Source organism: Streptomyces sp. NPDC051286, assembly GCF_044455345.1.
GTDB lineage: Bacteria > Actinomycetota > Actinomycetes > Streptomycetales > Streptomycetaceae > Streptomyces.
Genome location: NZ_JBITER010000027.1, coordinates 41989 through 53467 on the forward strand (window position 1 = coordinate 41989; position 11479 = coordinate 53467).

The 11479-nt window shown below is 68.7% G+C and carries 14 protein-coding genes; 4 read left to right on the top strand and 10 right to left on the bottom strand.

Going from position 1 to position 11479, the window contains the following annotated elements; genetic code table 11:
- Window positions 1-90 precede the first annotated feature (90 nt).
- Window positions 91-324 (bottom strand): glucose PTS transporter subunit EIIB, encoded by a 234-nt coding sequence (locus tag ACIBB8_RS25110; protein WP_037692518.1) that lies wholly within the window; start codon window positions 322-324, stop codon window positions 91-93.
- Window positions 325-545: 221 nt separating this feature from the next.
- On the opposite strand from ACIBB8_RS25110, the gene ACIBB8_RS25115 reads away from it, so the two are divergent.
- Complete coding sequence (locus ACIBB8_RS25115; RefSeq protein ID WP_398955667.1) at window positions 546-1856, top strand: PTS transporter subunit EIIC; 1311 nt, start codon at window positions 546-548, stop codon at window positions 1854-1856.
- A gap of 115 nt (window positions 1857-1971) precedes the next feature.
- Here the strand turns inward: ACIBB8_RS25115 and ACIBB8_RS25120 are convergent, their stop codons facing one another.
- Complete coding sequence (locus tag ACIBB8_RS25120) at window positions 1972-2724, bottom strand: MBL fold metallo-hydrolase (RefSeq protein ID WP_398955669.1); 753 nt, start codon at window positions 2722-2724, stop codon at window positions 1972-1974.
- Window positions 2725-2933: 209 nt separating this feature from the next.
- On the opposite strand from ACIBB8_RS25120, the gene ACIBB8_RS25125 reads away from it, so the two are divergent.
- On the top strand, window positions 2934-3413 hold the full coding sequence (locus tag ACIBB8_RS25125) for a type II toxin-antitoxin system PemK/MazF family toxin (RefSeq protein ID WP_398955671.1): 480 nt from the start codon (window positions 2934-2936) through the stop codon (window positions 3411-3413).
- Window positions 3414-3584: 171 nt separating this feature from the next.
- Here ACIBB8_RS25125 and ACIBB8_RS25130 read toward each other — a convergent pair whose 3' ends face one another.
- The 7 genes from ACIBB8_RS25130 to clpS form a co-directional block, all read right to left on the bottom strand.
- Window positions 3585-4535 carry a PLP-dependent cysteine synthase family protein gene (locus ACIBB8_RS25130; RefSeq protein ID WP_398955673.1) on the bottom strand — a complete coding sequence of 317 codons (951 nt, stop codon included), beginning with the start codon at window positions 4533-4535 and terminating at the stop codon, window positions 3585-3587.
- A complete protein-coding gene (locus tag ACIBB8_RS25135; protein WP_366695422.1) occupies window positions 4535-4867 on the bottom strand; it encodes a MoaD/ThiS family protein in 333 nt (110 codons plus the stop codon). The genes ACIBB8_RS25130 and ACIBB8_RS25135 overlap by 1 nt, the downstream gene beginning before the upstream one ends.
- Window positions 4868-4962: 95 nt before the next feature.
- Window positions 4963-5088 carry a putative leader peptide gene (locus ACIBB8_RS25140; RefSeq protein ID WP_398955675.1) on the bottom strand — a complete coding sequence of 42 codons (126 nt, stop codon included), beginning with the start codon at window positions 5086-5088 and terminating at the stop codon, window positions 4963-4965.
- Window positions 5089-5232: 144 nt separating this feature from the next.
- On the bottom strand, window positions 5233-5664 hold the full coding sequence (locus ACIBB8_RS25145) for a Mov34/MPN/PAD-1 family protein (RefSeq protein ID WP_398955677.1): 432 nt from the start codon (window positions 5662-5664) through the stop codon (window positions 5233-5235).
- 78 nt (window positions 5665-5742) lie between these two features.
- Window positions 5743-7185, bottom strand: a complete 1443-nt coding sequence (locus ACIBB8_RS25150) for an amino acid permease (RefSeq protein ID WP_398955679.1) — start codon at window positions 7183-7185, stop codon at window positions 5743-5745.
- Window positions 7186-7696: 511 nt separating this feature from the next.
- Window positions 7697-8278, bottom strand: coding sequence for a DUF2017 domain-containing protein (locus ACIBB8_RS25155; protein ID WP_398955681.1), 582 nt, complete (start codon window positions 8276-8278; stop codon window positions 7697-7699).
- A 42-nt stretch (window positions 8279-8320) separates the two neighbouring features.
- Window positions 8321-8626, bottom strand: a complete 306-nt coding sequence (gene clpS / locus ACIBB8_RS25160) for an ATP-dependent Clp protease adapter ClpS (protein ID WP_398955684.1) — start codon at window positions 8624-8626, stop codon at window positions 8321-8323.
- A gap of 86 nt (window positions 8627-8712) precedes the next feature.
- Between clpS and ACIBB8_RS25165 the strand changes: the two genes are divergently transcribed.
- Together ACIBB8_RS25165 and ACIBB8_RS25170 are read left to right on the top strand one after the other, a co-directional pair.
- Window positions 8713-10041, top strand: coding sequence for a nicotinate phosphoribosyltransferase (locus tag ACIBB8_RS25165; RefSeq protein WP_398955686.1), 1329 nt, complete (start codon window positions 8713-8715; stop codon window positions 10039-10041).
- A 274-nt stretch (window positions 10042-10315) separates the two neighbouring features.
- Window positions 10316-10900 (top strand): isochorismatase family protein, encoded by a 585-nt coding sequence (locus tag ACIBB8_RS25170; protein ID WP_398955688.1) that lies wholly within the window; start codon window positions 10316-10318, stop codon window positions 10898-10900.
- A gap of 218 nt (window positions 10901-11118) precedes the next feature.
- On the opposite strand, the gene ACIBB8_RS25175 is transcribed toward ACIBB8_RS25170, so the two are convergent.
- Window positions 11119-11451, bottom strand: coding sequence for a hypothetical protein (locus ACIBB8_RS25175; RefSeq protein ID WP_398955689.1), 333 nt, complete (start codon window positions 11449-11451; stop codon window positions 11119-11121).
- Window positions 11452-11479 lie beyond the last annotated feature (28 nt).

Here is an 11479-nt window from a genome sequence, read left to right on the forward strand (position 1 = left end):
GGAGGGGGCTGGTGGGGGTGTGCCGCAGGCCCCGTTCTGCTGGGTTCGGGGCCCGGGGGTGCGGAGCCGGGCCGGCTCCGCGAGTGGTCGTCACATCATGTCTTCGATGTCGGCGGCGATGGGGTCGGCGTCGGTGCCGATGACGACCTGGATCGCGGTGCCCATCTTGACGACGCCGTGGGCGCCGGCGGCCTTGAGCGCGGCTTCGTCGACCTTGCTCGGGTCGATGACCTCGGTGCGGAGGCGGGTGATGCAGCCTTCGATTTCTTCGATGTTGTCGATCCCGCCGAGCCCGGCGACGATCTTCTCAGCCTTGCTGGCCATGTGGTTCTCCCTGGTTCTTCACGTCCGGTGCCGACCCATCGCGGGTCCGTTTTGTCACGGTAACGCACGGTTGGACCAACTTCACGAGCGAGCAACCTGATCATCACCAATGATGACGATCACCGGTGCTCTGTCCTCCGGGCGGGTCACGGACCGCACCGCAACTGGTCTATACCACTTTGCGACGACCGCCAGACGTGGCCTGTTCCGGGAGGATGCCGATGAGCTCGAGCAGCGCCACAGCACCACGGAAGATGTGGTGGCACGGCTTCTTCCAGGGCCTCCAGAAGATGGGGCGCAGCCTCCAGCTTCCGATCGCGGTGCTGCCGGCGGCCGGCATTCTCAACCGGCTCGGTCAGCCGGACGTGTTCGGCGACGAGGGTCTCGGCTGGGACAACGTCGCGAAGGTCTTCGCCGCTGCCGGTGGGGCGCTCCTCGACTCCGGTCTCGGACTGCCGTTGTTGTTCTGCGTCGGGGTCGCGATCGGCATGGCGAAGAAGTCGGACGGTTCGACGGCGCTCGCGGCGGTGACCGGCTTCCTCGTCTACTACGCGGTGCTGCACGCCTTCCCGGTGGACTGCCCACCGGGTTCCACCTTCACCGCGGGCGGCACCTGGTTCGGCACCTGTGTCACCGGCAACGCGAAGGTGACGGTCGCCCAGTACCAGAACCCCGGGGTGTTCGGCGGCATCGTGATGGGGCTGATGTCGGCGTGGTTCTGGCAGCGGTACCACCGGGTCAAGCTGGTCGACTGGCTGGGCTTCTTCAACGGCCGCCGCCTCGTGCCGATCATCATGGCGTTCGTCGGTCTGGCCTTCGCCGCCCTGTGCGCCTGGCTGTGGGCGCCGATCGGTGATGGTCTGACCAGTTTCTCCAAGTGGCTGGTGGACCTGAACTGGCTGGGCTCCGGCATCTTCGGTGTTGCCAACCGCGCGCTGCTGGTCGTCGGCCTGCACCAGTTCCTGAACACGTTCGTCTGGTTCCAGTTCGGCGACTTCACCAAGCCGGACGGGACGGTCGTGCACGGTGACATCAACCGGTTCCTGGCGGGCGATCCGACGGCCGGGCAGTTCACCACGGGCTTCTTCCCGATCATGATGTTCGCGCTCCCGGCTGCGGCGCTGGCGATCTACCACTGCGCCAAGCCGCATCGCCGGAAGGCGGTCGGCGGCATGATGCTCTCGGTCGGTCTGACGTCGTTCGTGACGGGCATCACCGAGCCGATCGAGTACTCGTTCCTCTTCGTCGCCCCCCTTCTGTATGTGATCCACGCGGTGCTCACCGGTGTCTCGATGGCGGTGAGCTGGGGGCTCGGGGTGAAGGACGGCTTCAGTTTCTCGGCGGGTCTGATCGACTACGTCATCAACTGGAGCCTGGCCACGAAGCCCTGGTTGATCATTCCGATCGGTTTGTGCTTCGCAGTGGTGTATTACGTGATCTTCCGGTTGGCCATCACCCGGTTCAACCTCCAGACCCCCGGGCGCGAGCCCGACGAACTGGAGGCGCAGATCGAGAAAGACCTCGTCAAGTAGGTCTTCGGCCGGGCCCGGCCCCCGGCCGGCGAAGGCCGTCGGACCTCACGGTCCGGGGGCCTCGGTCATGTCACTGAGTGCATCGATGAGCTACTGCGAAGTAGCCGCCGACGCTCTAGATCTCGTAGACCGCGCCCGGAACCGCCAGCTCCGCCGGTCCGCGGTAGACCGTGCGGGCGTCGGCCAGGTTGCGGTCCGCGTCGGTCCACGGCGGGATGTGAGTGAGGACGAGCCGTCCCACCTTCGCGCGTGCGGCGATCTCGCCTGCTTCGCGGCCGTTGAGGTGGAGGTCCGGGATGTCTTCCTTGCCGTAGACGAACGATGCTTCGCAGAGGAACAGATCGGCGCCCTCCGCGAGTTCGTCCAGCGCCTCGCAGGTGCCGGTGTCGCCGGAGTATGTGAGGGTGCGGCCGCCGTGCTCGATGCGGATACCGAAGGCGTCGACGGGGTGACAGACCTTCTCCGTACGGACCGAGAAGGGGCCGATGTCGAACGAGCCGGGCTTCAGCGTGTGGAAGTCGAAGACCTCGCCCATGGACCGGTCGGACGGGGTGTCGGCGTGGGCGGTGGTCAGTCGCTGTTCGGTGCCGTCGGGGCCGTAGACCGGGATGGACGCGGGACGTCCTCCGTCGTGCCGGTAGTAGCGGACGACGAAGTACGCGCACATGTCAATGCAGTGATCGACGTGGAGATGGCTGAGGAAGATGGCGTCGAGGTCGTAGAGACCGACGTGGCGCTGCAGCTCACCGAGGGCGCCGTTGCCCATATCGAGGAGCAGCCTGAAGCCGTCGGCCTCTACGAGGTAGCTCGAACATGCCGAACCCGTGGACGGGAACGAGCCGGAGCAGCCGACGACGGTGAGCTTCATGGAGCGTGAACCTCCGAGACGTGGGAACGGGGAGGGTTCGTGCGATTTGTTGAGCGTAAGGCGCGAAACATCTGGTCGCTCCTCTGGGGCCTGCCGTTGTGGGCGAACTCACCTGCTCTGTCACCGGTTCGATGGAAGCGGGAGCGGAGGGCGGGTGCCGAGGCGGGGTGCGGGGAGCGGGCCGGCGGGGGCGCCGGTACCGTCGGGGCATGGACATGTCCTGGTGGCCGGCTCTGGCCGTGGTCGTACTGCTCGCTCTCATTGCCGCGATTGCCGACGGGCGGGGGCGGCTCGGGCGGGGGCGTCAGCGCCCTGGTGGGCGTTCTGCCGGGCAGACGCGTCCGCCGGGCAGGCGGGAAGGGCCGCGTGGCGGGCCGGCGGGGGCGCCGCGACCAGGTGAGATCTGGTGGGCGGAGGTTCCGTACGAGGACGGGCCCGGGGCGAAGGACCGGCCCTGTCTGGTGCTGTCGGTGCGGGGCGGTGCGGCGCTCGTCGCGAAGATCACCAGTAAGCATCACGAGGAGCGGCCCGGGGTGATCGCGCTGCCGCCGGGTTCGGTCGGGGATGCGCAGGGGCGCGCGAGTTTCCTGGAGACGGACGAGCTGCGGGATGTGGCGGTGCAGGGGTTCCGGCGGCGGGTGGGGACGGTGGACCCGGCGGTGTGGGAGCGGGTGCGCGGGATCGGCTGACGGTCGGAAAAGTCCTCGGCCGCCGGACGGGCTGGAATTCCAGCGGGTCCGGCGGCCGAGGGCGGGACGGCGTGCGACGACTAGCCTCCCGGCAAGCTTTGCCCCGTCGCGCCGCCCAGCACTGGACGACGCTCCTCAGGGGGCAAACACTGCCGGTCACGGCACAGGGTGTTACGCCCAGAGCTGGCCGTGCAGCGTTTTGATGGCCGCTTCCGTCGTGGGGGCCGTGTAGACGCCCGTCGACAGGTACTTCCAGCCGCCGTCGGCGACGACGAAGACGATGTCGGCCGGCTCCCCCGCCTTGACCGCCTTGGTACCGACTCCGATCGCCGCGTGGAGTGCGGCGCCGGTGGAGACGCCCGCGAAGATGCCCTCCTGCTGGAGGAGTTCGCGGGTGCGGGTGACGGCGTCGGCGGAGCCGACGGAGAAGCGGGTGGTGAGGACCGAGGCGTCGTAGAGCTCGGGGACGAAGCCCTCGTCGAGGTTGCGGAGCCCGTAGACGAGGTCGTCGTAGCGCGGCTCGGCGGCGACGATCTGGATGTCGGGCTTCTGTTCGCGCAGGTATCGGCCCACGCCCATGAGCGTGCCCGTGGTGCCGAGGCCTGCCACGAAGTGGGTGATGGAGGGCAGGTCGGCGAAGATTTCGGGGCCGGTGGTGGCGTAGTGGGCGCCCGCGTTGTCCGGGTTGCCGTACTGGTAGAGCATCACCCAGTCGGGGTGCTCGGCGGCCAGTTCCTTGGCGACGCGGACGGCTGTGTTGGAGCCGCCGGCCGCCGGGGAGGAGATGATCTCGGCGCCCCACATGGCGAGCAGGTCGCGCCGTTCCTGCGAGGTGTTCTCCGGCATGACGCAGACGATGCGGTAGCCCTTGAGCTTGGCGGCCATGGCGAGCGAGATGCCGGTGTTGCCGCTGGTGGGCTCCAGGATGGTGCAGCCGGGGGTCAACCGGCCGTCCTTCTCGGCCTGTTCGACCATGTGGAGCGCGGGGCGGTCCTTGATCGAGCCGGTGGGGTTGCGGTCCTCCAGCTTGGCCCAGATGCGGACGTCGTCCGACGGTGACAGCCGCGGCAGGCGGACGAGCGGGGTGTTGCCCACTGCGGCGAGCGGGCTGTCGTACCGCATCAGTTCATGCCCGCCCGTCGCCCGACCGCCACCCCGGCCGGACGGGGCTTCGCCCCGGCTGCTCCGCCGGCGACGGCCGGGAGGATGGTGACGCTGTCGCCGTCGCTGAGCTTGGTGGAGATTCCGTCGAGGAAGCGGACGTCCTCGTCGTTGAGGTAGACGTTCACGAAGCGACGGAGCTGGTCGCCGTCGACGATGCGCTCACGGATGCCGTTGTAGCGGCTGTCGAGGTCCGTGAAGAGGTCGGCGAGGGTCTCTCCGGTGCCGTCGACGGCCTTGGCGCCGTCGGTGTAGGTGCGGAGGATGGTCGGGATGCGGACCTCGATGGCCATGGCGTGGGCTCCTGTCGAAAGCGGAGTGGTGGCGCGCGGCTCTGCCCCCGCGCAGGGGTGGTGTGTCCGGACGGTGTTCGGGGCCGCGGCCCGGCTCAGGCCTTGCGGCCGGCGGGCAGGCGGCTCGTACAGATCGCGCTGGAGAGCCTGCACAGGTCGACGTGCAGGCGCGCGACGAGCAGCATGCCCGGCGTCTTCTCGCTCACGTCATGGGGAACCATGGGCTCATCGTATCGATTCCCGGTCCGGACTCCGGCATGTGATCTCACCTGGTGGATGGTGAGTGTTCGCCTGGTGGACCGTCGGGGGCGGGGCGGGGAGCCGCGGCGGGCCGGGGACGGGGATTCGCCCCGGCCCGCTGGAGGTCATGCGGGTTCGTACGCCTCGACGACCTTGACGTCCTCCTCGGTGATCACGCCGTCCACGATGCGGTACGAGCGGAACTGGAAGGGGCCCGCGTCGTCGGTGTCGGCGGTGGAGACGAGCACGTAGTGGGCGCCGGGCTCGTTGGCGTAGGTGATGTCGGTGCGCGAGGGGTATGCCTCGGTCGCCGTGTGCGAGTGGTAGACGATCACCGGCTCCTCGTCGCGGTCGTCCATCTCGCGGTAGAGCTTCAGCAGGTCCGCGGAGTCGAACTCGTAGAACGTGGGCGAGCGGGCGGCGTTGAGCATGGGGATGAAGCGTTCGGCGCGGCCGGTTCCGGCCGGGCCCGCGACCACGCCGCACGCCTCGTCGGGGTGGTCCGCGCGGGAGTGCGCGACGATCCGGTCGTACAGCTCCTGGGTGATGGTCAGCATGGCGCCAGGATAAGCAGACGGCCCCCGCGTGCCGAGGAGTGGTACGCGGGGGTCCGTATGCCGGACGGCCGGGTCGGGTCAGCGCTTGGCGAAGGCCGTGCTCTCGGGGTTACGGGCCTTGAGGACCAGGTACGAGACGCCGAGGATCACGGCCCAGAGCGGGGCGCAGTACAGCGAGATCCTGGCGTCCTTGTCGATGCCCATCATCACGATCACCATGCCGATGAAGGCGAGGGCGAAGACGCTGGTGTACGGGGCGCCGGGGGTCCGGAAGGCGGACTGCGGGAGCACTCCGCGGTCGGCCAGGCGGCGGTAGCGGATCTGGCAGACGAGGATCATGATCCAGGCCCACATGCCGGAGATGGTGGCGAAGGAGACGACGTAGGTGAAGGCGTCTCCGGGCCACTGGTAGTTGATCCAGACGCCGACGAGCATGAGGGCGGCGGAGAAGGTGGTGCCGACGAGCGGGGTGCCGCTCTTGGTCAGCCGGGTGAAGAACGTCGGGCCCTGTCCGTTGAGCGCGAGGTCGCGCAGCATGCGGCCGGTGGAGTACATGCCGGAGTTGCAGGAGGAGAGGGCCGCGGTCAGGACGACGAAGTTGACGATGCCTGCGCCGATGCCCAGACCCATCTTCTGGAAGGCGGCGACGAACGGCGAGATGCCGGGCTGGAATTCCGTCCACGGGACGACGGCGAGGATCATGATGAGGGCGCCGACGTAGAAGACGGCGATGCGCCACGGCACGGTGTTGATGGCCTTGGGCAGGACGGTCTTCGGGTCCTTGGACTCACCTGCGGTGACGCCGACGAGTTCGACGGCGAGGAAGGCGAACATCACGATCTGCAGGGTCATCAAGGTGCCCTTGATGCCGTGCGGGAAGAAGCCGCCGTCGGCCCACAGGTGGGTGACGGACGCGGTGTCCCCGGCGTCGGAGAAGCCGAGGGTGAGAATTCCGGCACAGATGAGGATCATGCCGACGATGGCGGTGACCTTGACCATCGAGAACCAGAATTCGAGTTCCCCGAAGAGCTTCACGGAGATCAGGTTCACGCCGTACAGGATGATCGTGAAGATCAGTGCGGACACCCATTGAGGAATGTCGAACCAGAAGGTCATGTACTGGGCTGCCGCGGTGACTTCGGTGATTCCGGTGACGACCCAGAACAGCCAGTAGGTCCAGCCGGTGACAAAGCCTGCGAAGGGGCCGACGAATTCGCGGGCGTACTCCGAGAATGAGCCGGAGACCGGGCGGTACATGAGGAGTTCACCCAGGGCCCGCATGATGAAGAAGATCACCAGGCCTGCGATGGCATAGGCCAGGATGAGGCTGGGGCCCGCCTTGGCGATGGCTTTGCCCGCGCCGAGGAAGAGGCCGGTTCCGATGGCCCCGCCGATCGCGATCATCTGGATCTGGCGGGCGCCGAGGGCGCGCTGGTAGCCCTCGCCCGAGGTGGTGGCATCTGCGGCTTCCGCGGCCTGCTGCGGGCCGCCTTGTCCCTTGTCGACCTGCGCCGATGTCATGTGTTGCGCCTTTCTCCACGCCGATCCGCGCCCATGGCTGCGGATCAGGTCCGGATCCCCCCCGGATATGAATGGAGTGCGACCGGCGGTCCGCCGGTGGTAGCGCCCCCGGAAACAGGGATGGCGTCCCCGGGTGGTCGTGAAGATTTATCACGGAGCCACCAGTGGCCCACCGGACAATGCGTGATGAACACCACAAGAAAAAGCGGACAAACGTTCCCAGTCGCCACAAAGAAGGCCATTCAGGTGATGGGATCGTTATATGGATTTGAGTGTTCGTTGAGCGAACACCTCGGCCCGGCCTCAAGGAGGAGATAAACCCGGTCAAGGGAAGGCGGGTGAGTCGCGGTGCATCACCGCGGGGCGGCCCTGGGGCGCCGGAGCGTGCGCACAGCGGAGCCGTACGGGCGTTTCGGCAACGCCGGGAGTGGGGCCTCCCCCGTTCGAGCGAAGCCGAGCGGGGGGGAAGCGCCAGGCGTCGCGGCCCAGGCCTTGATCTGCCGGACGTCCCCTACGGCATCAGGGTCTCGACGAGCGTCTCCTGGAGCGCGCCCAGCCAGAGGTAGGCCATGACCATCGGCTTGCGCGGATCGCTGTCGGGCAGCCGGTAGAGCGAGCCCTCACCGCCCTCGTCCTCGTCGGAGACCTCCAGGCGGGTGCCGATGGTGAGGCGGAGGTCGTTGAGGGCGCCGAGCCAGTTGCGGCATTCGTCGGCACTGAGCGTGAGGACGGCACCTTCCGCGCCGGACGGGAGCGCGTCGAGGGTGCGCACGACGGTGAGCGCGTCGTCGCGCTTGCGGGTGCGCAGGTCGTTCTCGGTGAAGCGGCGGAACTCGGCGGACGCGGCGCGCAGTTCGCTGTCCTCGTCGCCGTACGCCTCCGGGAAGAGGCGGGCCAGGGCCGGGTCGGTCGGCGGCTCGCTGGGCCCTTCGGCGAACAGCGCGGCGAGCGGATCCTCACCGTCGGCCGGTAGGTCGCCGGGTCCGATCAGTTCCAGCAGTTGGACGGCGAGGGAGCGCAGGATCGCGATCTCCACCTCGTCGAGCGCGACGGCCGCGCCGCCGCCGGGGGTGGCCTCGAAGTGGCCGGCCATGGGTTATCTCCGATGGTGGGTCGGGCGGGGCAGAGGTGGAGGCTAGTTGCGGTCCTGGGTCAGGGTGGCCCAGAGCCCGTAACCGTGCATGGCCTGGACGTCGCGCTCCATCTCCTCGCGGCTGCCGCTGGAGACGACGGCGCGGCCCTTCTGGTGGACGTCGAGCATCAGCTTGTGGGCCTTGTCCTTGGGGTAGCCGAAGTAGGCCTGGAAGACATAGGTCACGTAGCTCATGAGGTTGACCGGGTCGTTGTGGACCAGCGTCACCCAGGGCACGTCGGGCTCGGGGACGACAAGGTTCTCCTCGGCCGATTCGGGGCGCTCGATCTCTACAGGGGCGACACTCACCTACCCCATGCTGCCACCCGGGAGGGGGCATCGCACAAACGGCTTAGATCTCGTCACTCTGACGAAATAAAGGTAGCATCCGAGCCATGAACTCTGCGGACCTTGGGCGACGGGTCGGTGTGCCGTCGACAGCGCTCTTCACCGACCAGTACGAGCTCACGATGGTGCAGGCTGCACTGAAGGCGGGCACCGCCGACCGGCACTCGGTCTTCGAGGCGTTCACCCGCCGACTGCCCGAGGGGCGGCGCTACGGCGTCGTCGCGGGCATCGGGCGCGTCCTGGACGCAGTGGAGAACTTCCGCTTCGACGACGAGATGCTCACCTTCCTGCGCGACCGGAACATCGTCGACGGGCCGACGCTCGCCTGGCTGGCGGACTACCGCTTCAGCGGCGACATCTGGGGCTACCCGGAGGGCGAGGTGTACTTCCCGGGCTCGCCGATCCTGCGGGTCGAGGGCTCCTTCGCCGAATGCGTGCTGCTGGAGACGGTGATCCTGTCGATCCTCAATCACGACTCGGCCGTCGCCGCGGCGGCTTCCCGGATGTCGGCGGCGGCGGGCGGGCGCAAACTGATCGAGATGGGTGCACGACGCACCCATGAACTGTCCGCGGTGGCGTCGGCGCGGGCCGCGTACATCGGCGGCTTCGATGCGACGTCCGATCTGGCGGCCGGGTTCCGCTACCACATCCCGACGGTCGGGACGAGCGCGCACGCGTTCACGCTGCTGCACGACAGCGAGCGCGACGCGTTCCGGGCGCAGGTCGACTCGCTGGGCCGGAAGACGACGCTGCTGGTCGACACGTACGACGTCGCCGAGGCGGTCCGTTCGGCGGTCGAGTTCGCCGGGACCGGGCTGGGGGCCGTCCGGATCGACTCCGGAGACCTGCTGCTCCTCGCGCACCGGGTGCGGCAGCAGCTGGACGAGCTGGGCGCCACCGATACGAAGATCGTGGTGACGTCGGACCTGGACGAATACGCGATCGCGTCGCTGGCCGTGGCCCCGGTCGACGCGTACGGCGTGGGCACGCAGCTGGTCACCGGCAGCGGGCAGCCGACCTGCTCCATGGTCTACAAGCTGGTCGCCCGGGCGAGCTCCGCCGATCCCGCTGAACCGCTTCGGCCGGTTGCGAAGAAGTCGCTGGGGGCGAAGTCCTCGATGGGCGGTCGCAAGTGGGCCGCGCGGCGGCTGGACGAGAACGGAGTGGCCGAGGCCGAGGTGGTCGGCACCGGTCCGGTGCCCGACGGGCTGGCCGACCGACAGCTGCTGGTCGAGCTGGTCAGGGGTGGTGAGGTGATCGCGCGCGAGTCGCTGGACACGGCGCGGGAGCGGCATATAGCGGCGCGGCGGGGGCTGCCGATGTCGGCGATCCAGCTGTCCAAGGGGGAGCCGGTGATTCCGACGGAGTTCGTGTGAACGTGCCGCGGCAGGGAGGGGGTGTATCGCTGCCGACAGCGATACACCCCCTCCCGCAGGGCGGTCTTTGTCTCTAGGCTCGATTGAGAGGAGCTCACACAATGGGCGCCCGGCTCGCGACGCCTGGCACGCACGCTTCAGACGCAGCGAGCTGATCAGGCTCCCATTGTGTGAGCTCCTCTTACGGCCCCTTTTGTGAGCTCCTCTTACGGCCCCCGAACTTCACCGTTCCGCTCTCCTCCCCCGCTTCTCTCCCCATCGAAGGACACCCGCCATGCACCGCGCGTTGATCGTCGTGGACGTTCAGAACGACTTCTGCGAGGGCGGCAGCCTCGCGGTGACGGGGGGCGCGGATGTCGCCGCCGCCATCACCGACCTGATCGGTGAGGCCCAGGCCGGATACCGCCATGTGGTCGCCACCCGTGACCACCATGTCGACCCGGGCAGCCATTTCTCCGCACAGCCCGACTTCGAGCACACCTGGCCTGCGCACTGTGTCGCCGGCACGGAGGGGGTGGGCTTCCACCCCAATTTCGCCCCGGCGGTCGCTTCCGGCGCGATCGATGCGGTGTTCGACAAGGGGGCGTACACGGCGGCGTACAGCGGTTTCGAGGGGGTCGACGAGAACGGGGTGGGGCTCGCGCAGTGGCTGCGGGACCGGAGGGTCACCGAGGTCGACGTCGTCGGCATCGCCACGGATCACTGCGTGCGGGCGACGGCGCTGGATGCGGTCCGGGAAGGGTTCGCGACGCATGTGCTGCTGGACCTGACCGCGGGGGTCACCGCCGCGAGCACGGGGCGGGCGCTGGAGGAGCTCCGGGAGGCCGGGGTGGAGCTCTCCGGCAAGCCGGTGGTGTAGGGCGGCGGGGCTGTTGCCGGGGTCGTCCGGCGGCCGCGTCGTCCTCGGTCGCCGGACGGGCTTGTCTGCGTCGGCGGGGCGCTCGATGCCCGGGCCGGTTTGCGGCCCGGGTCTTGTTCTCGAGCGCCGGACGGGCTTCGACGTGGCAGGGCGGGGCGTAGGCGCCCTCAGAGCCTGTCGGGCGACCTCTGATCGGGCGGAGGTCACCCGACACGCTCTCAGGACTGGTGGGCCGGTACCGGTGGGCGCAGGAGTGCCCGGATGGGGTGCCAGAGTTCCTGGGCGTTCGCCGGTCTCGCTCGCCAGAGCAGGCCGTCCGGGTGGTGCAGTACCGCCGTGATCTCGTCGGGTGTGGGCGGTTCCGCGTTGCCGCGGAGGTAGACCGCCCGGAGGCCCACATTGCGCAGGCGGGTCAGTGCGCGGGCCCGGTTCGCCGCGTGCACCAGGACCCGGACCGGGATTCCCGGGTCCGTGCCGTCCGCCGGGCCGTTCAGGGTGATCGCGACCACCACACTGCCGTTCGGCAACTTGCTGAATCCTCCGCCTGCCATGCTCCACGCTCCCCCGTGAGACATCGTG